The sequence below is a fragment of the Candidatus Sulfotelmatobacter sp. genome (assembly GCA_035498555.1).
Classification (GTDB): Bacteria; Eisenbacteria; RBG-16-71-46; order RBG-16-71-46; family RBG-16-71-46; genus DATKAB01.
The window spans coordinates 25,846-48,620 of sequence record DATKAB010000198.1 but is presented as its reverse complement, the minus strand read 5'-3'; the positions used below and the strand labels follow the sequence as shown (position 1 = coordinate 48,620).

The following is a 22,775-nucleotide window of genomic DNA, read 5'->3' as shown; positions in this document are numbered from 1 at the left end:
GCGGATCGCCGCTACGCGACGGTCGGCTACGTCACGCTCGACCAGTACGGCAACAATCTCCCGCTCTACTTTCCGGCCTCCGGCCGCAGCTTCATGGCCGGAGTTCGCATGAAGCTGCCGGCGGGTGGAATGCGGTGAACGGGGCGCCGCTACCCGCTTCCTGAGTGCGCCGCTCGATCGCGCGGTCGCCAGCCGCGACGGCCAGCGCTGCACCTTCATCGGCGACGGCGGCAAGCGCTGCGAGGCGAGACATGATTGTCGATTTCTCTACATGCTCTAGAGCATGTTGATAATCGCGTTTCACGCGCCTCTCGCACGCGCAGCAAGCCTGCCCGGAATGGCGCGCAACATCGCGCGCGCAACGAAAGCATCGCGTGTCAAGAGACGATTTGTTTTGCGCGCCGATCTCTTGCGCGCCGATCTCTCGCCCTGCCCGGCCGACTTCGCCGGCAATCGCGCGCCGCTACGCCGGCTTCGCGAACAATCTCGCGATCACCAGCACGATCATCCAGGCCGCGACGATCAGCAGCCCGAACATCTCGCGATTCTCTTCCACCGCGGCGTCCTTCATCTCCCACTGCGCGAACATCTCGCCGAGCCTGATCTTGCCGAGCGCTCGCGGGGCGATGGTCGCCGCCCAGATCAGTGCGATCAGCGCGATCGCGGCCGGGAATTGCCACGGGTAGCCCGCCGGACGCCATGCCGCCCAGGCCGAGGCCACCATCGGCGCGGCGTAGATCGCGGTCCAGGCGATCGGATCGGGATCGTTGAACTGCAGGTAGGCGGCGAACGCAAACAGCAGGGTCATGAGCCCGTTGACGATTCGCAGGATCATGGCGGCGGAGTCTGAGACGATGGCACGGGCCGGTCAAGCACCGAGCCGGATCAGGCGGCCTTCTGCCCCATCTGGTCGCGGATCAACTGCTCGACTTGCCGCACGTCGGGAATGCCCTCGAAGCCGATGCGCGTCATCCGCATCATGCCGCTCTGCGACGTGCTCATCATGCGCGACGCGAAGTAGATCGAGCCCGAGCCATTCGCATTCTCGGTGCGCGTGATGTTGCTCATGTCTTCGTGCGTGAACGACTGGACTCCACGCCCGGCGACGTTGACGATGATCATCGCGCGCTTCTCGGTGACGGCGTAGACGGTCTTCTCGGCTCCGAGGTAGACCCAGATCGGCGCGGTGAGCACGCCGAGGCCGACCAGCAGGAACGGGATGCCGAACAGCGGGAACAGCGCCCACGGGCCGGGCACGTGAGGGCCCTTCGAGGTGAACGAATACGCCGTGGCGATCCAGAACACCGCAAACGCCGTGAAGGGAATCCCGAATGCGGCGGCGGGCAGCGCACGTCTCGCGGCGGCGCCGGGTGAAGGGAAGCCCGACCAGAGCAGTCGCTCGCCGGGATCGAGCTGGGCGGCCGCGATCTGCTCGGCCTGCATGCGGTCCATGCCTGTCCCCTCCTTCGCGCCGGCCCGGCGGGCCATCCGCCGGGGTTCGCGCGTCGAAGGTTATCGGCCGAACCGGACCGCGACCTGAGCGGGCCGCTCCACCGAACGGCCACGCGTTCAGCCGGTGTAGCCCTCCACCGTCTTCGTGTCGCGAATCTTCGCTTGCTCGGGGTCCTGCCCCGCGGTACGCCGCGCCCGACGCTGGCGAAGGAGGTCCCAGCACTGGTCGAGCGTGAGCTGCAATTCTTGGAGCCGCTGACGATCCGTCTCGCTGGCTTCGCCGTGGGATTCGCGCTCGAACAGCTGGTGCTCTTCGTGCGCGAGCTCGTTGATGCGATCGAGAACCGCCTGGTCGTTCATGATGCCCTCGTTCTGGGTCGAGTTCGATCGGCCGGATCCCGCGCGGCCGCGTCCGCCCGGTGGGTGCGAGACTAGCATCGCCGGGGAGCGCACGGCCACGCCCGCTTGCGCGAACCCGCCCGGTGCTCGGAAGATGCCGGCGTGAAGATCCTGGCATTGGCCGGAGCCATCGCGCTGATCCTGTGGGTGATGTGGGATGCGTTCGAGACCATCCTGCTTCCACGCCGCGTTCCGGCCCGCGCACGCCTCTCGCGCTGGGTGATCCGCTGGCTGTGGCGGCTGTGGGCCAGCACCGCGCGCGGCATCGGCAAGCGGTCGCGGCGCGAGAACCTGCTCAGCTTCTACGCGCTGCTCTCGATCCTTACGCTGCTGGTGGTGTGGGCAGGCGGCCTGATCCTGGGATTTGCGCTCATCTACTGGGCCGATGGTTCTCGTCTGGACGCCGATCGCGCCACGCGCGGCTTCGGCGCCGATCTCTACCTCAGCGGCTCCACCTTCTTCACGCTCGGACTGGGCGACGTGCGCCCGGTCTCGGTTCTCTCGCGGCTGGTGACGGTGATCGAGGCCGGCACCGGCTTCGGCTTCCTCGCGCTGGTGCTCGCCTATCTACCGGTGCTGTACGCAGCGTTCTCGAAGCGCGAGGCCCGCATCACCATGCTCGACGAGTGGGCGGGTTCTCCGCCGACCGCGGCGGTGCTGCTGCGCCGTTGCTCGGAAGCACGCGATCCCAATGTGATCGCGCCCCTGCTCAAGGACTGGGAACTGGCCTCGGCCGAAACGCTCGAGAGCCATCTCTCCTATCCGGTGCTCTGCTATTTTCGATCGCAACACGACAATCAATCTTGGCTGGCCTCGATGGTGGCGATCCTCGACACCTGCGCCCTGGTGATCGTGGGTGTAGAGGGCATCGACCCGTTCCAGGCACGCCTCACGTTCGCCATCGCGCGTCACGCGCTCGTCGACCTGAGCCAGATCTTTCGATCGAAGGCGATGAGCGCGCCGCCGGACTCGCGGCCGGTCGCCGAGCTTCGTGAGCTGCGCGCGTGGCTCGCCCGCTCCGGCGTGCGGCTCACCGAGGGCGACGAGGCCGACCGCCGGCTCGCCGACCTGCGCACGCTCTATCTCCCCTACGCCTACGAGCTCTCGGAGCGGTTGCTGATGCCGTTACCTCCGCTCCTGCCGCCCGAGCGGCTGCGCTACAACTGGGAGACCACCGCCTGGAGCCGCACGGCCCGAGATGGCTCTCACTGAGTGAGGCGCAGAGCGTCGCTCAATCCGGGTTGATTGGCCGCTCCGCCCCCCTCTCGGGCTTCTGCTGCTTCAGGATCACCGCCGGGATCTGCTTCTCGCTCACCAGCCGATTGAATGTCTCGAGATCCTGCTCGAGCAGGATCTTCAGCTTCTCGAGCTGCGCGTCGGTTCGCGCGTAGAGATCGCGCTGCACGTCGTAGGCCTGGTCGGTGGGCGGCGCGTTGGCGCCGTCCACGGTCCCGGCCAGGGACGCGAGCTTGTTGTCGAGTCGGATCGGGAAATTGAGCGGGTCCTCGCTGCTCCGGTTCCGCGTCTGATAGAGAGAATCCTCGATCGCGCTCAGGCGGGTGGTCAGCGATCTCGCGGAGTTGGCGATGCTCGAATCCCGATCGAGCGGGGCGGCGCGCGCCACCACCGACTTGATCTGATCGCGCGCGTCGCGGATGTGAACCACCGCGTCGTGAGCGGCGCTGATCTTGTCGCGAATGTCGCGAAGGAAATCGAACTTCTTCTGATAGTCCTCGACCGTGGTCGGGAAGCGCGGATCCTTGCGCACTTCGAGGGGCTGGGTCTGGGACTTGCCGCCCACGGTGAGCCGCACCTGATAGCGGCCTGGCACCACTTCGGGGCCGCGCAGCGAACCGTCCCACAGCACGATGCCCTTGAAGCGGGTGGCGTCGGGGATGCGGAAGTCCCACGCGAAGCGGTTGAGTCCCGCACGCGCCGGGATCTTCGGCTGCGGCGGCGCCGGCGGCGCCTCGTCGTCGTCCTCGCCGCCGGTCGAGGCTCCGGCGTCGGGCTCGGCGTGATTGGTGATCTTGCGAAGCACCGCACCCGATTCATCGAGGATCTCGAGGGCGATCTCGTCCTTCTCGCGCGGTTCGTCACGCAGTGTGTAGTAGATCAGCGCCCCGTGCGGCGGATTCTGGCCGACGGCGCCCCCGCCGCCGAATCCCCCGCCGCCGCCGAACAGGTAGCCGGGCGACGGGGCGAACAGATGAAATTCCTCGCGCATGACGGCATCGTTCATCTGCCGCAACGGCGCGATGTCGTCGAGGATCCAGAACGAGCGGCCCTGAGTCGAGACCGCCAGGTCGTTGTCCTTCACGATCAGGTCGGTGACCGGAACCACCGGCAGCATGCCGCGCGGCTCCTCCTCGGCGACGCGCGCCGCATCATCGGGGCGCGTCCGCGCCGTGGCGCGCGAGGCGGCGCTCCGGTAGGCCGCGGCCGATCCCGGCGCGTTCAGGCGCAGTGGCCACCAGCGGGCACCCGCGTCGGGCGAGAAATAGATGCCGCTCTCGGTGCCGCAGTAGAGCAGCCCCTCGCGAACCGGGTCCTCGCGCACCACTCGCACGAAGGAATGCTGCGGGAGTCCGTCGCTGATCTTCTTCCAGGTCTTCCCGTAGTCGCGGGTGACGTATGCGAACGGTCGATCATCCTCGAGTTTGTAACGGTTGGCGGCCACGAACGCCGTGCCCTTGTCGTGCGGAGAGGGAGCGATCTGGCTGATCATGCTCCAGGCCGGAAGATCCCTGGGTGTCACATCCGACCAGTTCTTGCCGTCGTCGCGCGAGACGTGCACCAGTCCGTCGTCCGAGCCCGTCCACAGCACGCCCGGTTCGGCCGGCGACTCGGCCATCGCGAAGATCGTGCAGTAGTACTCGACGCTGCTGTTGTCCTTGGTGATCGGCCCGCCCGATGGGCCGAGCTTGGTCGGATCGTTGCGCGTCAGGTCGGGGCTGATCGCCTGCCAGCTCTGGCCCTCGTTCAACGACTTGAACAAGATGTTGCCAGCCGCGTAGAGCGTCTTCGGATCGTTGGGCGAGGCGACGATCGGGAAGGTCCACTGGAAGCGATACTTCATGCCCTCGGCGCCGGAGCCCATCGGATTGTCGGGATAGACCGACACGTCGCGCTCTTCCTGGGTGCTCTGCTGGTAGCGGCCGATATAGCCGTCGTAGCAACCCGAGAACACGATGTCGGGATTGCCGGGCTCGGCGGCGATGTAGCCGCTCTCGCAGCCGCCGACGTCGTGCCAGTCGCTCGCGCCGATGCCGAACCCCCGCGTGCGGCTCGCGATTCCCACCGTCGAGTTGTCCTGCTGCGCGCCGTACAGGTGGTAGGGGAACTGGTCGTCGGCGACCACGTGGTAGAACTGCGCGGTCGGCTGATTGTCGAGCCGCGACCACGACAGGCCACCGTCCATGGAAACGTTGGCGCCGCCGTCATTGCTCTCGATCATGCGCTGCGGATCCTGGGGGTCGATCCATAGATCGTGGTTGTCGCCGTGCGGCGTGCGGATCGGAGCGAATGTCTGCCCACCGTCCTTGGAGCGGAAGCAGCCGACATTGAGGACGTAGACCACGTCGGCGTTCTTGGGATCCGCGAAGATGTGCGAAAAGTACCAGGCACGCTGGCGGAGCTTGCGCTCCTCGTTGGTGCGGCTCCAGGTGCGCCCGCCGTCGTCCGAGCGGTAGACGCCGCCCTTGTCCGACTCGACGATCGCCCACACGCGATTGGGATCGGCCGGCGAGATCGTGACGCCGATCCTCCCCACCACGCCGCCGGGAAGCCCGGTGCCTTTCAGCAGCTTCCAGCTGTCGCCGCCGTCGGTGGACCTGTAGAGCCCGCTCCCCTGGCCGCCGCTTTCGAGGCTCCAGGGCGTGCGGATCACCTGCCACATCGAGGCGTAGAGCACGCGCGAATTGCTCGGATCCATCGCCAGATCCACGGCCCCGGTGCTGTCGTTGACGAACAACACGTTCTTCCAGGTGACGCCGCCGTCGGTCGAGCGGTAGACGCCGCGATCGTGGTTGGGTCCGAAGGCGTGACCGAGCGCCGCGACGTAGACGCGGTCGGGATCGCGGGGATCGACGCGCACCTGGCCGATCTGGCGCGTGTCGGCGAGCCCGACGTTCTTCCAGGTCCGCCCGGCGTCGGTGGACTTGTAGACGCCGTCACCCGCCGACATGTTGCCGCGAATGCACGCCTCGCCCATTCCCGCGTAGATCACGTTGGGATCGGACGGGGCCACCGCGATCGCTCCGACCGAGCCGGTGCCGAGCTGACCGTCCGAGATCGGGCGCCAGCTCGAGGCGCCATCCACCGTCTTCCACACGCCACCACCGGTGCCGCCGAAATAGTAGACGCTGCGCTGGCCCTCGACGCCGCTCACCGCCGTCACGCGACCGCCACGGTAGGGGCCGATGCAGCGCCACTCGAGGCCGCGCAGCAGCAAGGGATCGCCGTAGTCGAAGCCGGCGCCGGCCGCCGGCTCCTTCTTCGTGGCGGCGGGCTTCGAGGCCGGAGCCGCGCCGCGCTTCGCGGACCAGGCCGCAACGGGTGCCAGAGCAAGAAGCGACACGACGACCAGCCAGAGCTCGAGTTTCGAACGAGTGGGCCGCATGCATTCCTCCGGAGGCGAAATGTACGTCGCAGAGCCTGGCAGGGTAATGGGTCTCGCGGTGCGAGAGAAACGCGGGCTTTGCGGCTGCTCGTGTATGCTGCCGGTTCCCGCGTGTCCTGCCGCCTCAATCCTCCGCGAGGCCTTTCCCATGTTCGAGCCCGGCCGCTCGCAGCTCGCTCGCCGCGCCACGCTCCTCCTACCTGGACCCTTCCCGCTCATGAACTCATCCGCCCTCAGCGCCCCGATCCCCCCGGTTGCCGAGCGGGTCCCCCATCCCGTGACCATGCACGGCGACACGCGCCCCGACGACTACTACTGGATGAAGGACAAACAGGATCCGAGAGTCCTCCGGTACCTGGAGGCCGAGAACGCCTACACCGATTCGATGACCGCGGGATCGAAGCCCCTGCAAGACGCGCTCTACGCCGAGATGCTGAGCCGCATTCAGCAGACCGACCTCACGGTGCCCTACCGCAAGGGCGCGTTCCTCTATTACACGCGGACCGAAGAGGGCAAGCAGTACCCCTACTACTGTCGCCGCAAGGGCGACATGCAGGCGGCCGAGCAGACGCTGCTCGATGTGAATGCTCTTGCGCAGGGGTACCCCTTCATGGCGATCGGCGAGTTCGAAATCAGCCCGGACGGTTCGAAGCTGGCGTACACGGTCGACAGCACCGGCTACCGCCAGTACCTGCTCAGGGTGCGCGATCTCGCCACCGGCGAGGAGCTGCCGGATCACGCCGAGCGCGTCACCTCGCTGGCCTGGTCCACCGACAATCGCACGCTGTTCTACACCCAGGAGGACGAAGTCTCGAAGCGCAGCTACCGGCTCTATCGCCACAGGCTCGGGAGCCCGACGCACGACCTGCTGTACGAAGAGGGGGACGCCCGGTTCGAGGTCGAGGTGACCGCGACGCGCAGCCAGGCCTGGATCGTTCAGACGCGAGGCAGCCACACCACGTCGGAGGTGGCGGTGCTTCCGGCCGGCGAACCGCTCGGCGAATGGAGACTGATCGCGCCGCGGGTGCAGGACCGCGAATACTACGTGGACCATCGCGGAGATCTCTTCTGGATCCGAGTCAACGATCACGGCAAGAACTTCCGACTGGTGACCGCGCCGGTCGCGACACCCGATCCCTCGCGCTGGACCGAGCTGCTCCCGCATCGCCCCGACGTCATGCTGGCCGGCGTCGCGTGCTTCAAGGACTACGTCGTCCTCAACGAGCGCGAGTCCGCGCTGCCCCAGATCACGGTGATGGACCCGGCCACCCACGCCACCCGCCGCGTGAAGTTCGACGAGGTCGCCTACACCGAGTTCCCGGCGCAGAACCCGGAATACGATTCGGCCACCTACCGCTACGGCTATCAGTCGTTCCTGACGCCGCCTTCGGTCTACGACCTCGATCTGGCTGCGCTCGGGAGCAAGCTGCTGAAGCGCACGGCGGTACTGGGCGATTGGGATCCGTCGCGCTACACGGTGGAGCGCGTGTGGGCCACGGCCCGGGACGGCGTCCAGGTGCCGATCACGCTGCTCTATCGCAACGGCACCCTGCGCGACGGCTCCGCGCCCTGCCTGCTCTACGGCTACGGCTCCTATGGCATTCCGCAGAACGTGACCTTCAGCTCGAACCGGTTCAGCCTGGTCGACCGCGGCATGGTGTTCGCGATGGCGCACATTCGTGGCGGCGGCGATCTCGGTGAAACCTGGCATCAGCTCGGGCGCATGGCCACCAAGATGAACACTTTCACTGACTTCGTCGCCTGTGCCGAGGATCTCGTGGCGCGCCGCATCACCAGCAAGGATCGGCTGGTGATCCAGGGCGGGAGCGCCGGTGGACTGCTGATGGGCGCCTGCACCAACCTGCGGCCCGATCTGTTCAAGGGCGTGCTCACGCAGGTACCGTTCGTGGACGTGCTCAACACCATGTCGGACGAAACCCTGCCGCTGACGGTGGGGGAATTCGAAGAGTGGGGCAATCCCAGGATCGCCGAGCAGTACCGGTGGATGCGCGCCTATTCGCCCTACGACAACCTGAGGGCGACCCGCTATCCGGCCATGCTGGTGAAGACCAGCCTCAACGACAGCCAGGTGGGATTCTGGGAGCCGACCAAGTACGTCGCGCGACTGCGCGCGCTCAAGACCGACGCCAATCCGCTGCTCTATCGCTGCAACATGGGCGCGGGTCACGGTGGCGCCAGCGGCCGATACGACGCGCTGCACGACGTGGCGTTCGACTACGCGTGGGTGCTGAAGACGGTGGGGCTCGACGCGGCGAAACCGCTGCCCTGAATCGGGGCGGGGCCAGGGATCGGGGGCGACGGGACCGTCGAGTCCGGGTTTGCGTCGGATCGCTCACGACCGCGCCGGCGCTCGACGGCGGGGGACTCCCGCTCAGCTCGTGACCTGCGCGCGGAAGCGCGCGATCCACTGCTCGAAGCGTTCGAGAAACTTGGAGAGGAACTGCCGGGTCGTCTCGTCGGTCAACCGCCCCGACTTGTCGAACTTCTCGTGCGCGCGATTCACCAGCACCTCGGGCTGAATCATCGCGAACGTGTTGGTGAAGATGAACGCCTGGCGAAGCTGATCCTGCGCGCGAGCCGTGCCCACCATGCCGGGCGTTGCGCCCATGATCGCGGCCGGCTTGCCGTGGAGCGCGCTGGCGCGCGGCGGGCGTGACAGCCAGTCCAAAGCGTTCTTGAGCACGCCGGACATGCCATGATTGTACTCCGGCGTCACGAACAGGACCGCGTCCGCCTCGCGCACCGAATCGCGAAGCTGGACCACCGGGCCCGGAAGGCCGTTCTCCTCGAGGTCGGCGTTGTAGAGCGGGATCGTGCTCAGATCGCGGGCGGTGATGCGAAGCGTGGCGGGCGCCAGCTCCTGAGCGGCCGCCAGCAGCGCCCGATTGAACGAACCTCGTCGCAGACTGCCGGCGATGCCCACGACATAGAACCCGCCCGCGGGGCGGGATGAGACTTCAGAATTCATCGAGTCTTCCGTTTGAAGCGGAGGCTGGATCGCCGCTGGGTTGCGATCGCTCTCCACCCTCCTGGTGGATGGTCGGGCCCGGCGAGCTGTGGGGTGTGCCGGGTGTGATCGATGCGCGGCCCGCGAAGGCGGCCTCTCTCCCGGGAGCGGGCGCCCCCGCGGTCACGAGGCGTGCGGACAGATCATTCGCCGCATGCGCGCGAACGAAAAAGGAATGGGATGGCGAAGACATCGCCCCTGGCCCGCACTGCCGCGGTGGCCGGGAGGACATTGTTCGCAGCTGCCGATTCAACCTCCGGGGGATCGAGGTGCGGCATCATCCCATTCCCGCCACTTCCCTGGCCGATGACCTTCCCACACCACACATCGCGGACATTCTTCCACAGAATCTCTCCGGTCCGCAACCTGAAAATCCGGCGTGCGGTCGGGAGGCGGGAGGAGCCGGGCTGGCGCCCGGGAGCGGCCCGGATCGGCCGCGTCAGCGCACGGTGGACACGCCTCGCGCGCTCACCATTTCTCGTAGGACGTCGCGTGCGGGAGCCAGAGCCACAACATGGTCTGCACCAGCGGCACCGGATAGACCATTTCGCAACGCCAGCCGCGGAAGCGCGTCGAGCCGTGGCCGGCCCGCTCGAGCACCTCGCGTGTCACCGCGCCATGATCCCCGACACCGGGAATCGAGTGCGCGCGCTCGGAGCGGGGCAGCGGTTCGAGCGACCCGGACACGTGAACCTCGCCGAAGCGCATGGGTCCGGGCTGACTGGGCGGCCGCAGATGCGCATGAGGCTCCGGCAGCACGAACGTGACTTGCGGCGTCGCTCCGGCGAACAGGTCCTCGGCGATGAACAGGTCGCGAACGGTTCTGCGGCATGGAACCAGCAACATGTATCCGCCGATCGGATAGACGCCCGGGCCCGGATCGAGCGGCGCGTTGTTGCGGATCCGGTAGGCCCAGGTGAGCCTCGGGATTTCCTGCGCGGGTGAATCGGCGGGCAGCACCATGGTGGTGGCGCTCGGAGTCCGCACGACCTCGATTCGAGGCATCGGCTGACTGCAGTACTTTCGGATCAGCACCTCCGCAGGAGTCGGCGGCTCGTCGGAACCTTCGATGGAATCGAACCGGCTGTGATCGATCTGCTGCTCGCTGTCGGGCCAGGGAGTGAATCCCATGATCGGCACCGGCGTGCTGCGGCGCAGGCGGCGCAGGCCGAAGCGCCGGTTGATCTCGAGGCCGTCCGCTCCGTCCCCCCGCTCCGACGGCACCACGAACAGCGAAGTGACCAGGAGATCGCTGTAATAGCCGATCAGGTACGACATGGACTTGAACGCAGACTGGCGAGTGGTGCGCTCGCGGGTGTCACGCGCGACTTCAGAGGATTCGGATATGCGCGCGTCGATCGCGGCCCTCCCTCCCGGCGCGGCATCGATGAGCGCCTGGAGCCGCTGGGCCGCCGAGCGCAGTCGAGTCAACGAAGCCTTTCCGACCAGTGAGGCGGCGGAATCCGCCAGGATGCGCAGTCCCGCCGGAGACGGCACCAGGTGCATCAGCTCGAGGTCGGTGCGCGCGTTGGTGGCGCGGACCAGCCGGCTCGCCAGGCTCTTGTCGAGGCCGAGCGAGCGAGTGAGCTGGGTGGGGCGCGGCTGTTGTCCGGCGACGCGCTGCAGCACCGGCACGAGCGCCTCGCGCAGCTCGGCGCCCATCGCGTCAATACCGTCCAGCAGCTCGCCCTGAACCTTCACGGCTCGAACGGATTTCGAGTTGCGGCTCATAAGTCGCAGCCTACCGTGGGGCATGTCATCGCAACGAGGTCGTTGGGACGCTTCATTGTGCGTGATCCTCGAGTGATGTCAATGAGAGGAACGCCCGATTGGAGCGGCCGTCACACCGAGAATCTCCCGAAGAAACGGCCCCCGGCGGCGGGGTCGACTTAGGGCCACCCCTCCCGAATCGGCCCCCGGCGAAAATCGTTCGGGCGAGGTCCAATCCTCGACGACAAAATTCGGCGGATGTCCGGCTCCTGGCCCTCATACGCGCGGAGCGCGGGGAGAGCGGCGCATGGACCACGGGGAAATCGACTAAAGTGAGTGCGCCGCGGGCCTCGCGAGGGGGCGCGGGACATCGGACTCCCCCGCGCACCACGGAGGGACAGCGCCTGCCCGCCATGCGCTTTGCGGAATCGATGGGTTCTCGACGGGAACGACGGCTCGGCCCATGCCTCCTGGCGCTCGCGCTGGCCGCGTCTCCGGGCGGGGCTGTCGCTCAAACCTCGATGACGCCCGCCGACTCGACCCCCACATTCTCGCGTTCGGACATGTGGCTGGGTGCGGTGGTTGCGGCCGGCGTGCTCGCGATCGGCCAGTCGGATCACTGGATGGCGGGTCAGCTGAAGGGCGCCGGCGGAGATCCGGCTGAGAAGATCTCCGACCTGGCGACCCCATTCGGGACCGCCACCGTGCTCGCACCCCTGCTGTTGGCCGGGCTGGCGGCGGGCCCGGTGCTCGGGCAGCCGGGGGTGACGCGCGCGAGCATTCGAATCGGCGCCGGGATCTGCGCATCGGCGGTTGCCTGCGAGGCGCTCAAGGTGTCGTTCGGGCGAACTCGACCCTTCCAGACTCCCGGCGATCCCGATGAGTTCCACCCCTTCTCGGGCTTCGACTCGTTTCCCTCGGGGCACACCACGGTGGCGTTCGCCGCCGCCGCCGGGCTCACCCGCGAGACGCACGCGCGCTGGGTGCCGTGGGTGGCGTATCCGCTCGCCGGGCTGGTCGGCTGGTCGCGCGTGCACGACGGCTGGCACTGGCCGAGCGACGTGGTGGCCGGCGCCGCGCTCGGAGTGTGGAGCGCCGAGAAGACCGAGGACTACTTGCGACGGCGCGATGCGCTCGGCGGACGGTTCTCGGCGTGGCTGATGCCCGAACGGCGGGGTGAAACGGTCGCCGTCGCGTGGGCGTTCTGATGCGAGTCGCGCGCTCATCGGCCGAGTTTCGCGCCCTCCCCCATCTCGTGGTGCGAGCGGAAGGCCACGACGCGAAGCTCGCGAACTTCGATGGCGGGCTGTTTCAGGAGTTGCTCCAGCCCGCGGGCCTCGAGATCGGCGGCGAGATGCGCGGCGATCTCACGGTCCACAAGCCCTAGTCCCCGGCCACCCGACCGTCCGGGCCGCTCGCGCCATTCTCATGAAATCTTCATAGATTCCTGAGATGCTCCGGTCCGACCTGCCGGAGAACGCCTCGACCATGCCGAAGACCCGCATTCTGATCGCCGAGGACGACCCGAAGACGGTCGCCTCGGTGCGTCTCTACCTCGAAAATGCCGGCTACGCGGTCGCGGTCGCCGCGAATGGCCGCGCGGCGCTCGAGCAGGCGCGCACGAATCCGACGCCCCACCTGATCGTGCTCGACCGGATGCTGCCCGGCGTGGACGGGCTGGCGGTGTGTCGTTCGCTCCGCGAGGAATCCGAGGTGCCGATCATCCTGCTCACTGCGCGCACCACCGAGGAGGATCGGCTGGAGGGCCTCGACGCCGGCGCGGACGACTACGTGTGCAAGCCATTCAGTCCGCGCGAGCTGGTGGCGCGGGTTCGGGCGGTGCTACGCCGGTTCCCGGCCGGGGCTCGCGATCGCCAGCCGATCGCGCTCGGCGAGTTGCGCGTCGATCCGGCCCGGCGCGAAGTGCGGATCGGTGCGCGCCGCGTGACGCTCACGCCTCGCGAGTTCGCGTTGCTCGAGGCGCTGGCGCGATCTCCGGGCCGCGCGTTCACGCGTGAGGAGCTGGTCGAGCGGGCGTTCGGCCCGGGCTACGAAGCGCTCGATCGCACCGTGGACGCCCACGTCGTGAACCTGCGCCGCAAGCTGGAGCGCGACCCCGCCGAGCCGGAGTGGATCCTCACGGTGTTCGGCGTCGGCTACCGGCTCGCGGATCCGAAGCATGCTTCGTAGCCTGCGGGCGCGGCTGCTGCTGCTGGCGGTGGCGGTGACCGGTGTCGCGCTGGTGACGGCGGCGCTGGTGTCGCGACTCGCGGTGCGCACCGAATTCCAGCGCCTCGAGAGCCGGGTGCGCGGCAAGAGCCTGAGCGACGCGGCCGAACTGCTCTCGGCGCGCCTGGCGGCGACGGACGCGCCCGCGCTGCGCGATTCGGTGGCGATGGATTCGGCTCTGTCGCGGATCGCCCGTCCCCTCGACCAGAATCTGCTGCTGGTGGACTCCACCGGCCGCGTCCTGGCGGCGAGCACGCCGGAGCTGCGCGCGGCGCGGGTGCGCTTTCGTGCCGATGGGGTGATCGAGGTGGATCGCGCCGAGGTCCGCGAGGGTGTTCCGACGCTGCGTCACGTCATGATCGCCGCCGCGCGTCCCGCAATCGTGCGCGCGGCCGACGGGTCGGCTCTCGGAACGCTGCTTCCCTTCCCGCGCGATCCCGGGCCGGGACTGGAACGCGAAACCGGGTTCCTGCCCGCGGTCAATCGCTGGCTCCTGTACGCGGTCCTCGGCGCCGGCCTGCTGGCGCTCTTGCTCTCGCTCGCACTCTCGCGCCGCATTCTCGGACCGGTGGAGGAGCTGACGCGCGCGGCGCGGCGCATGGAGTCCGGCGACCTCGGGCAGCGCATCGCGATTCGTTCGCGCGACGAGATCGGCGAGCTCGCGCACGCGTTCAACGCGATGGCGGCCTCGCTCGAGCGCACCGAGTCGCTCCGGCGGGCGCTGGTAACCGACGTGGCGCACGAGCTGCGAACGCCGCTCACCAATCTCCGCTGCCAGATCGAGGCTCTCGAGGACGGGCTGACCCCGGTGACCCCGGAAGGGCTGCGCTCGCTGCTGGAGGAGATCGCCTTTCTCACGCGGCTCGTCAACGACCTCCAGGACCTGGCGCTGGCCGAGGCCGGGCAGCTGCCGCTCCATCGCGCGCCCGTGGATCTGGGACGCGCGGTCGCGGAGGCCCTGGGGGCGATTGCCGCGCGCGCTGCCGGGAGGCGGATCACGCTCGTGCCGCGCGTCGCCTCCGGTCTGCCCGGCGCGCTGGTGGATCCGCTTCGACTCGGGCAGATCCTGCGCAATCTGCTCGAGAACGCCCTCACCCACAGCCCGGATGGCGGCGAGATCGCGGTCGACGCGACGCGCGCCGGCGACCACCTCGAGGTATCGGTTTCCGACGCCGGGACGGGAATCGCCCCGGAACATCTCCCCCACGTCTTCGATCGCTTCTATCGCGCCGATCCCTCGCGCGCTCGCTCGAGCGGCGGCGCCGGCCTCGGCCTCGCGATCGTGCGCCAGCTGGCCCTGGCGCACGGCGGGAGCATTCGCGCAGAGAGTCCGCCGGGAAGCGGGGCGCGATTCACCCTTTCGCTCCCCATCGCCTCGCCTTCATGAAGTCTTCACAGGAGCCGGCTAGCGTGGTTCGCGTTCGCATCGCAGCTCGACCTTGCCGCGCCCTGTGGAGGATTTCGTGATGTTCGCCGTTCCGATCTCGCTGGTTTCGATGCTCGCAACCGCTGCGCCCGCGCCTGCTTCGCGCGCGATGTCCGACGCACAGGTGACCGCCGCGCTCCAGGCCCACGTGGACTCGCTCGCGGGCGCCGACGCGTTCTCGGGGGCGATCCTGTTCGCGCGCGGTGACCAGGTCTTGTTGCGCAAGGCCTACGGTTTCGCCTCCCAGGCCGAGAAGCGGCCCAATCGCCCGGACACGAAGTTCAACATCGGCTCGATCAACAAACAGTTCACGCACGTCGCGATTGCGCAGCTGGCGGCCGCCGGCAAGCTCGGGCTCGGCGACACCATCTCGCGCTACCTGCCCGACTACCCGATCGACAAAGGCGGCAAGATCACCATTCAGGAGCTGCTCGACCATCGGGCCGGCACCGGGCGCATGTTCGGCGACCGCATGGTCGAAGCGCGCGATCGGTTGCGGACCATTCGCGACTACATGGACGTGGTTCGCGACGAGCCGCTGCTGTTCGAGCCCGGGACCCGGCAGGAGTATTCGAACACCGGCTACGTGCTGCTCGGTGCGATCATCGAGAGGGTCTCGGGCCAGAGCTATTACGATTTCGTGCGCGAGCACGTCTATCGGCCCGCCGGGATGAAGTCGACCGACTCCTACGCGCGAGACGAGAGCGTCCCGAATCTCGCGATTGGCTACACCCGCCCGCCCGACGCCGCCTCGGACGCGCCGCGCCAGTCGAACCAGGACTTTCTGCCGATGCGTGGCAGCTCGGCGGGCGGCGGCTATTCGACCGTGGACGATCTGGAGCGATTCGCCGACGCGTTGCGCGCGGGCAGACTGGGGCTTCCGCCGGTGCAGGGCATGGGATTCGCGGGCGGCACGATGGGCGTGAACGCCATGGTCGAGATCGCCGGCCCCTACACCGTCATCGCGCTCGCGAACTACGATCCGCCCGCGGCCGAGCAGGTCACGATGTGGACGCGCGACCTGCTGGTGCACGCCGGCGCGATCCCGCCGATCAAGGGCGGGCAGGAGGTCGGCGGACCACCGCTGCACCAGACCTTCATCCGCGGGGGCCCCGGCGGCCCGGGTGAAATGCAACGACCCCATGGCCCGCAGCGCACCGCGCTGCCGGCAACGCCAGTGGTGGTGCCGATGGCGCAAGCCGGTCACCTGCCGCTGGTGCAGGTGACGCTCAACGGCAGGGGCCCGTTCCGCTTCGCGATCGACACCGGCGCCGCCGGTTCGCTGCGCGTGGATTCCACGCTCATGGCGCGGCTGGGCCTCGAGCCGATCGGCGAGGTGCAGGCCGGCGATCCCAGCGGCCGCAATCGTCGCAGCATGCCGCTCGTGCAGGTGGACTCGCTCTCGATCGGCGGAGCGCGGTTCGGCGGACTGGTGGCGGCGGTTCGCTCGTACAACGAGCCGATGGCCGGACGCGACTCCATCGACGGCATCATCGGGTTCGGGCTGTTCGAGCACTGCCTGTTCACGCTCGACTACCCGGCCCACCTGCTCCGAATCGAGCGCGGCACGCTTCCCGAAGCCAATGGCCGCGACATCCTGGAGTTCGACGCCAGTCGCGGAATTCCCAACGTCGCCCTCGACGTGGACGGCCACACCTTGCCTGCGGATGTCGACGCCGGATCGATGGGCGGCTTCATGCTGCCCGACTCGCTGATGTCTCAGCTTCATCTCGCCTCCGAGCCCCGAGTGGTGGGACGCGCCCGCACGGTTTCGAACACGTTCGAGATCAGGGCCGCCGATCTCAGCGGGACGATCGCGCTCGGCGGGCTGCGCTTCGAACATCCGACCGTCACCTTTCAACCGGTGATGGGCGGCGCCAACGTCGGCTCGCGAGTGCTCTCGGAGCTTCGGATCACGTTCGATCAGCAGTCGCGGCGCGTGAAGCTGGAACGGGCGGCGGCCGGAGCGGCGAATCCGAGGTGACCCGCATGGGGCCGGGCGCCGTCGAACCCTGACGGCTCGCGTCCGACGGCGCCCCGCGATCGCTTCGCTTCACTTCCGCCTCAGAAGCGGATGCCTCCCTGCAGCACCACCTGTCCCTGATCCGCCAGCACGCCCTTCAGTTGAGCGTACGGTCGCACCGAGCCGGACGTGCCGCCGACGCCGGTCAGCACATTCAGTCCGAGATCGGTTCGCGAGCTGCCTTCGTCGGGGTCCTGGACCACCACCGCGGGTCCGGCTCCCATCCACACCGACACGCGCGACCTCTGCGGCAGGTCGTAGTGGAAGTCGCCGTTCATGGTCACGATGTTCTCGTGATCGCCCACCCCGAATTCCAGGTTCGGATTGAAATACCAGCGCGTCTCCGAGCCCATCGGCGTGAGCACGCCCGCGCCGAAGCCGACCGCGTTTTCGTCCATGAAGACTCCGGCCCGCAGGTCGGTGGTCGTCTCCGCGCGGGCGACCCCCGCCGCCAGCGACGCCGCCGCGCACAGGATCGCGACCGACGCGATGGCTGCGGCCCTGCCCTTCATCAGGAGATGTTTCATGTTCTCCTCCGTTCGGCCTGGTGGAGTGCCGGGGCATCGCTCGAGAAGCCCCGCGAATCGAGGATCGAGCACCGCTCGTGCCACGCATCCGGAAAACCCGCCAAGTCGTGAGGAGCGAAGGGGCGTGCCCCGGCGAGTTCGAGTTCATTCGAACGGCAGCGCGTGTAAGGAGGTACGATCGAGAGCAGGGATTACAAACGTGGGGCTGGTCAACCTCGTGACACTTCTTCGAAGTCGGGAGCGCAGCCTGAGCGAGCACTTCGCAGAGGAGGAATCTTCATGAATCGCGATCGTCTCGAGGAGTCGCCGGCCGAGCTCGCCCTCGACGAGAGCCTCGAGGAGACATTCCCCGCCAGCGATCCGCCGGCGCACTCCACCCCTCGGGAATCACGCGAGCCGATCCACTCGGGAGATCGGTCGTGATCCGCAGGCTCGAGGACGGGCGCTTCCGGCTCTATTCGAGCAAGCCCGACCCGAAGACCGGACGGCGCCGCAATCTGGGCACGTTCGACACGCGCGAGGGGGCCGAGCGCCACGAGCGTCAGATCCAGTTTTTCAAACGCCGCCGGCGCTCGCCGACTCGGACCTTGAACCGAGCGTGAACCGGGCCTAGCATTTCGAGCTCGAGCCCCCGCCGCCCGCGTGCTCGAGCCTCGAGGCTGCGGGCCTCGCGCCCGGGACGTGCCTCGCGTGGACGCCACGGCTTATCCGTATCGCGACATCGACTTCGTCCTGTTCCGGATGAATCAGAACATCAAGCCGGCCTAGCGCAGGGCCGAATACGCCGCCGGTCGCGGGATCTGACCGGCGGCGTTGCTTTTTCGGCGGAAAGCGGGAGCGAGTCGGGCGCAGCGCTCAGAAGCGGAATACCGGCACCAGCGCGACGTACCAGCCGCCGTGGCCATCGGTGCCGAGGTCGGTGGCGAACTCGATCTCGCGACGCAGTGAGTACTGGGCGCCGACGCCGTAGGTGTAGCGGTAGGCCGGGCCCTGATCCACTTCGAACGCCAGCGAGCCGCCATCGGGGTCGGCGACCGTGCCGGTGGCGGTCGCGAACGTGTTCCAGTCGGTGACCACGGCCCAGGCGCGCAGTGGCCGCGATCCGGCCCGGCCGTTCCAGCCGCCGCGAATCGACGTCACCACCGCCTTGAATCGACTGTCGAAGCCCAGGTCGGCCTGATCGAAATTGGCGTCGTAGATCATGAAATAGGGTCCATAGCCGCCGGCCAGCGTGATCCCCACTCCGCCCACCGATCCGGTCATGCGGGTGGGCACCTCCATCTGTTTCTGGCGGGGCGAGCCGCCGGGAAGAAGCGGCGGCAGCGACACGTTGATGGTGGTATTCGAGCTGTTCCAGATGTAGCCGGCGATCAGATACACGTTGACGAACGGAAGGATCCAGGCATCGAGCTTCAGGTTCACGTTGTCGACGTCGGCGCGCGCGGCGAGCTGCGCGAAGCTGCTGACCGATGTCGGTGGATTGCCGTTCCGGCCCACCCGCACGTCGGTGATGCGAATGTCACGGCTCAAATGGTAGTAGACGGCGCCGGCGCCGAATGGCAGCGGCAGCTCGATCCCGCGCTTGGTGGCCTCCTCGCCCAGGATCGGCAGGAACGACGACCAGCGCCTGGGCTGCGCCGCGACGAACGTGGTGTCGCCGCCGGGTGCGGGCGACGACTGCGCCGCCGCGCCCTGGCCGAGCGGGACGATGGCCGCCAGCGCCACCGCCGCGCTCGCGAGCCGCGACCGGTGCCTTCCCATGCTCAGCTCGTGCCGAATCTCAGCTTCGCGCGCTCGCGGGCCCGTTGCGCCTCGACCTCGCGATCGCGCGGCGGCGCGTGGGTCACCAGCGCATCGAGCAGCTCGCGCGAGGCGCGCGTGACCTCGTCTACGGCCCGCTGAAATGCGTCTTCGTTGGCGCGGGAGGGTCTGGTGCTGCCGCTGATCTTCCGCACGTACTGGAGCGCTGCCGCGCGCACCTCGTCATCGGTCGCGGGCGGATCGAAATTGTGCAGTGTCCGAATGTTGCGGCACATGCGCAGACACTACATCGAAGCGCGGGTGCCGAGAAGCGACTCCGCTCGCCGCCGAAGGGGCGGGTCCGGCATTTCTCGATTCATCGCGAGACCCGGTATCTTGTGCTCGGAGGTTGAATGCTCGCGAATCGCGTGCGGCACCTGCTGTCCATCGCGTTCGGCACGATTGGCATCCTCTCCATTCTGCTCGCCGCCCTGCTCGGCTACGCCACGCGGTCACTGTTCGACGAGCGGGGATTCTCGGAGCGGATCGCGGCGAGCCTCGAAAACCCCGAGGTCGCCACCTTCGTCGCCGAGCGCCTCGCGGATGCGGTCATCAAGGCGGAGCCCAACCTCATTGGCATCCGCCCGATCCTGGTGGGCATCGGCCGCGGCGTCGTGTCCTCGCCCCCGTTCCGCGCCGCGGCGCGGCGCAGCGCGCGCGCCCTCCACCATGCGCTCTTCACCGGCACCAGCACCAGGATCGTGCTCACCGTTCAGGACCTGGGCGCCCTGCTCCAGAGCGCGCTGTCCTCGCGGCCCGAGCTGGCAAGAAAGCTGCCGCCCGAGGTCTCGGCCGCGATCGGCCGGCTGGACCAGATGCCGGGCGGCGCGGTGAGCGCGAGGCTCGTCCGGGTCGGACACCGGGCCCGCAACGGTTCGGTCGCGCTGCTGGTGCTGGGAGTCCTGCTGTGTGCGGCGAGCGTGCGGCTGGCCAGCGATCGGCGCCGGGCCATCATCCGCCACGGCGTCGCGCTGGTGACGCTCGCGCTGCTGCTCGCGATCCTCGGCCAGTTCGGCGGCCGCCTGCTCTCGGTCTTCGCGCGTCCTCCGGCGCTGATGCCGGCGATGGCCGGCCTGCTCGGCGCATTCCTCGCGGGACTCACCTACTGGGCGGCGGCGCTGGGCTTCGCCGGGCTGGTGCTGGCCGCGGCCGCCGCCTCGCTCCTCGAGCGCGTCCCGCTTCAGGATTGGTTCGACCATCTTCGCTCCTGGCTGACTGCCCCGCAGGCGTTGATGCGCACGCGCTTCGCGCGCGGGCTGCTCGGCGCCGCCGCCGGCGCGGCGCTGATCTTCTGGCCGATGCCGTCGCTGATGGTGACGGCCTGGCTCGCCGGCGTGGTCGTGGCGTTCGCGGGCCTGCGCGAAGCGTTCGTCGCCGCGTTTCACCTGATGCCCGAGATCCAGGCGAAGACAAGAGAGGCCCGGACCGCGCCACGCGTGTCCCGCGGGCAGGCGGTCCTGGTGGGCGCGATCGCGGCCCTGTTGCTCGCGGGGGCGGGCGTGTGGCTGTTCCGCTCGACCGCCGTCCCTCCGCCCTCCACCGAGGCCGCCCTGCTGGCCTGCAACGGCCTGCCCGAGCTCTGCGACCGAAGGCTCGATCAGGTGGTGTTCCCGGGAACGCACAATTCGATGGGCGGCGCCGGTCTCCCGGGCTGGATGTTCACCAATCAGAACGGCGACATCCCCAGACAGCTCGAGGATGGCATCCGCGCCTTCCTGATCGATCTGCACTACGGCAATCCCGTCGGTGGCACGGTGAAGACCGACCTCAGCGGGGAATCGAACGCGATGGACAAGTACGAGAGCGCGGTGGGCAAGGAAGGCATGGAGGCGGCGCTGCGCATACGCGATCGATTGGCGGGCGGCAAGGAGGGGCCGCGCGACATCTATCTGTGCCATGGCTTCTGTGAACTGGGCTCGACGCGGTTCGTTCCCGTGCTTCGCGAAGTGCGCAGCTTCCTGGTCGCCAACCCCGGCGAGGTGTTGATCTTCGACATCCAGGACGAGAGCGTCACGCCTGCCGACGTCGCGCGGTGCTTCGTCGAGAGCGGATTGGTCGATTTCGTTTATCGCGGCCCGGTGGGTGGAACGTGGCCCACGCTGCGTCAAATGGTCGAGTCCGACCAGCGCGTGGTGGTGATGGCCGAGAACCACTCGGAGGGCGTGTCCTGGTATCACCCCACCTTCACGACCATGCAGGAAACTCCCTACGGATTCCGCGACACCACCGAGTTCTCGAACCGCCCCAATCGCGGCGGGACCTCGGGCTCGCTGATGCTCATGAACCACTGGGTCGAGACCGTGCCGAGTCCCAAGCCCACCAACGCCGAGGTCGTCAACTCGCGAGAGTTCCTGATGCGGCGGCTCGACGCCTATGCGCGCGAGCGCGGGCGCATGCCCAACGTGATCGCGGTGGACTTCTATGGCATCGGCGACCTGCTCGGCGTGTGCCGCGAACTGAACGAGCGGCCGCGCTGAGCCTCAGCGCCGATACGACCAGCCGATCGTGAGCGTGGTGATGTAGTCGTTCTTCGATGCCCCGGCGTCGGGCGGCCGGCTGTCGAACGTGTCGCTGAAACGGACTCCGGTGTTGAAGTCCTTGAACACCTCATAAGTCAGGCGAAAGTCCAGCTGCCCGCGCACGCGGCCTGCATCCGAGATGCTCGGATACACCGCCGCGCCGGTATTGAAGTCCAGCTTCGGACTGTCGAATCGGAACATGTCCCAGTTCATGGCCAGCAGCCCTTCGAAAGAGGCATCGGAGGAGCGCCCCGTGTCGGTGGTGAACTGCTCCTGGGTGCCGACCAGCCCCGCTCCCAGCGAGAAATCCATGCGATTGCTCTGCGCGACCATGCGACTGATGCCGCCACCGGCGGTGACGCGATGGTCGAGATCCAGCTCGTCGTTCTGCTCGAGCTGTGCGAGCCCCACCACCGACCAGCGATGCGGCAGATACCAGCTCACCGATTGCCGGACCGAGTTGCGTGTGGTGGTCGGCACCGACTCCTGTCCCTGCGCGTAGGAGTCGAACTTGGTCTGGCTGCCGACGGATTCCCCGCGGTAATCGGCGGCGCCGCTCAGACTGAAGGTAGTCGCCTGGTTGGCCTTGGCGAGCGTGAAGCCGAGATCGAAGTAGGCGATCAGCCGCTGGAGGAATGCGGCATTGAGCGGCGTGATTTCGACGATCCGAGGGAGCGCCAGCGTGTCGGTGCGCGCACCTTGCACGACCACGCGCCCATCGCGATCGGGCACCCCGAGACTCCCCAGGTAGCGCTCGCCCGAATCCAGTTCGAGATGGAACGAGTGCGGGCTGGTCAGGCGCGCCAGCTTCTCCCATTCGATGGAAAGGCGGCCGGCGTCATCGGTGCTGTAGTCGAGCTTCCCGCGCGCGAGGCCCTTCACTTCGCCGGTGATGTGGTCGCCGTTCTGGAGAATCGCGGCGTCGGTCTTGGCGCCCACGGCGGTGGCGGGCGGAAGCAGCGCCGCGAGAGCGAATGCGCAGAGGCACGCCCGATTCATGCCGCCAAGGTAGGGCTCGCCGGTCGGAGTGTCGAGCGGACG

At 68.2% G+C, this 22,775-nt stretch carries 21 protein-coding genes; 11 read left to right on the top strand and 10 right to left on the bottom strand.

Translation table 11 applies throughout. From position 1 onward, the window contains the following. Positions 1–463: 463 nt before the first annotated feature. From VMJ70_15535 to VMJ70_15525, 3 genes are all read right to left on the bottom strand, one after another. On the bottom strand, positions 464–835 hold the full coding sequence (locus VMJ70_15535; protein HTO92543.1) for a transmembrane 220 family protein: 372 nt from the start codon (positions 833–835) through the stop codon (positions 464–466). Between the two features lie 50 nt (positions 836–885). Next, entirely contained in the window at positions 886–1,452 is a 567-nt protein-coding gene (locus tag VMJ70_15530) for a hypothetical protein (GenBank protein HTO92542.1), read from the bottom strand. 117 nt (positions 1,453–1,569) lie between these two features. Next, a complete protein-coding gene (locus VMJ70_15525; GenBank protein HTO92541.1) occupies positions 1,570–1,812 on the bottom strand; it encodes a DUF2630 family protein in 243 nt (80 codons plus the stop codon). Between the two features lie 141 nt (positions 1,813–1,953). Between VMJ70_15525 and VMJ70_15520 the strand changes: the two genes are divergently transcribed. After that, on the top strand, positions 1,954–3,063 hold the full coding sequence (locus tag VMJ70_15520) for a potassium channel family protein (protein ID HTO92540.1): 1,110 nt from the start codon (positions 1,954–1,956) through the stop codon (positions 3,061–3,063). A 19-nt stretch (positions 3,064–3,082) separates the two neighbouring features. On the opposite strand, the gene VMJ70_15515 is transcribed toward VMJ70_15520, so the two are convergent. Further along, the gene (locus VMJ70_15515; GenBank protein HTO92539.1) at positions 3,083–6,472 is read right to left on the bottom strand and encodes a hypothetical protein; all 3,390 of its coding nucleotides are present in this window, start codon (positions 6,470–6,472) and stop codon (positions 3,083–3,085) included. A 217-nt stretch (positions 6,473–6,689) separates the two neighbouring features. Between VMJ70_15515 and VMJ70_15510 the strand changes: the two genes are divergently transcribed. Beyond that, on the top strand, positions 6,690–8,762 hold the full coding sequence (locus VMJ70_15510; GenBank protein HTO92538.1) for a S9 family peptidase: 2,073 nt from the start codon (positions 6,690–6,692) through the stop codon (positions 8,760–8,762). A gap of 102 nt (positions 8,763–8,864) precedes the next feature. Here VMJ70_15510 and VMJ70_15505 read toward each other — a convergent pair whose 3' ends face one another. Together VMJ70_15505 and VMJ70_15500 are read right to left on the bottom strand one after the other, a co-directional pair. Beyond that, complete coding sequence (locus tag VMJ70_15505) at positions 8,865–9,461, bottom strand: NADPH-dependent FMN reductase (GenBank protein HTO92537.1); 597 nt, start codon at positions 9,459–9,461, stop codon at positions 8,865–8,867. A gap of 507 nt (positions 9,462–9,968) precedes the next feature. Then, entirely contained in the window at positions 9,969–11,201 is a 1,233-nt protein-coding gene (locus VMJ70_15500; GenBank protein ID HTO92536.1) for a hypothetical protein, read from the bottom strand. 530 nt (positions 11,202–11,731) lie between these two features. Here VMJ70_15500 and VMJ70_15495 point away from each other — a divergent pair. The 5 genes from VMJ70_15495 (at position 11,732) to VMJ70_15475 (ending at position 16,849) form a co-directional block, all read left to right on the top strand. Then, positions 11,732–12,418, top strand: coding sequence for a phosphatase PAP2 family protein (locus VMJ70_15495; GenBank protein ID HTO92535.1), 687 nt, complete (start codon positions 11,732–11,734; stop codon positions 12,416–12,418). Next, on the top strand, positions 12,418–12,597 hold the full coding sequence (locus VMJ70_15490; protein HTO92534.1) for a hypothetical protein: 180 nt from the start codon (positions 12,418–12,420) through the stop codon (positions 12,595–12,597). The genes VMJ70_15495 and VMJ70_15490 overlap by 1 nt, the downstream gene beginning before the upstream one ends. A gap of 65 nt (positions 12,598–12,662) precedes the next feature. Further along, complete coding sequence (locus VMJ70_15485) at positions 12,663–13,400, top strand: response regulator transcription factor (protein ID HTO92533.1); 738 nt, start codon at positions 12,663–12,665, stop codon at positions 13,398–13,400. Beyond that, entirely contained in the window at positions 13,390–14,826 is a 1,437-nt protein-coding gene (locus VMJ70_15480; protein HTO92532.1) for an ATP-binding protein, read from the top strand. Before VMJ70_15485 ends, VMJ70_15480 begins: the two co-directional genes overlap by 11 nt. 79 nt (positions 14,827–14,905) lie before the next feature. Next, positions 14,906–16,849, top strand: coding sequence for a serine hydrolase (locus tag VMJ70_15475; protein HTO92531.1), 1,944 nt, complete (start codon positions 14,906–14,908; stop codon positions 16,847–16,849). 80 nt (positions 16,850–16,929) lie between these two features. Here VMJ70_15475 and VMJ70_15470 read toward each other — a convergent pair whose 3' ends face one another. After that, on the bottom strand, positions 16,930–17,415 hold the full coding sequence (locus tag VMJ70_15470; GenBank protein ID HTO92530.1) for a hypothetical protein: 486 nt from the start codon (positions 17,413–17,415) through the stop codon (positions 16,930–16,932). A 279-nt stretch (positions 17,416–17,694) separates the two neighbouring features. Between VMJ70_15470 and VMJ70_15465 the strand changes: the two genes are divergently transcribed. The 3 genes from VMJ70_15465 to VMJ70_15455 are packed head-to-tail and all read left to right on the top strand — an operon-like array spanning position 17,695 to position 18,183. Beyond that, complete coding sequence (locus tag VMJ70_15465; protein HTO92529.1) at positions 17,695–17,838, top strand: hypothetical protein; 144 nt, start codon at positions 17,695–17,697, stop codon at positions 17,836–17,838. Then, a complete protein-coding gene (locus VMJ70_15460) occupies positions 17,835–18,017 on the top strand; it encodes a hypothetical protein (GenBank protein HTO92528.1) in 183 nt (60 codons plus the stop codon). Before VMJ70_15465 ends, VMJ70_15460 begins: the two co-directional genes overlap by 4 nt. Positions 18,018–18,057: 40 nt before the next feature. Further along, positions 18,058–18,183, top strand: a complete 126-nt coding sequence (locus VMJ70_15455) for a hypothetical protein (GenBank protein ID HTO92527.1) — start codon at positions 18,058–18,060, stop codon at positions 18,181–18,183. Between the two features lie 87 nt (positions 18,184–18,270). Here VMJ70_15455 and VMJ70_15450 read toward each other — a convergent pair whose 3' ends face one another. Both VMJ70_15450 and VMJ70_15445 read right to left on the bottom strand, forming a co-directional pair. Beyond that, complete coding sequence (locus VMJ70_15450; protein HTO92526.1) at positions 18,271–19,176, bottom strand: hypothetical protein; 906 nt, start codon at positions 19,174–19,176, stop codon at positions 18,271–18,273. 2 nt (positions 19,177–19,178) lie between these two features. Next, on the bottom strand, positions 19,179–19,451 hold the full coding sequence (locus tag VMJ70_15445; GenBank protein HTO92525.1) for a DUF2277 domain-containing protein: 273 nt from the start codon (positions 19,449–19,451) through the stop codon (positions 19,179–19,181). 117 nt (positions 19,452–19,568) lie between these two features. Between VMJ70_15445 and VMJ70_15440 the strand changes: the two genes are divergently transcribed. Then, a complete protein-coding gene (locus tag VMJ70_15440) occupies positions 19,569–21,692 on the top strand; it encodes a hypothetical protein (GenBank protein HTO92524.1) in 2,124 nt (707 codons plus the stop codon). Between the two features lie 3 nt (positions 21,693–21,695). On the opposite strand, the gene VMJ70_15435 is transcribed toward VMJ70_15440, so the two are convergent. Continuing rightward, entirely contained in the window at positions 21,696–22,733 is a 1,038-nt protein-coding gene (locus VMJ70_15435; protein HTO92523.1) for a DUF481 domain-containing protein, read from the bottom strand. Between the last annotated feature and the right edge of the window lie 42 nt (positions 22,734–22,775).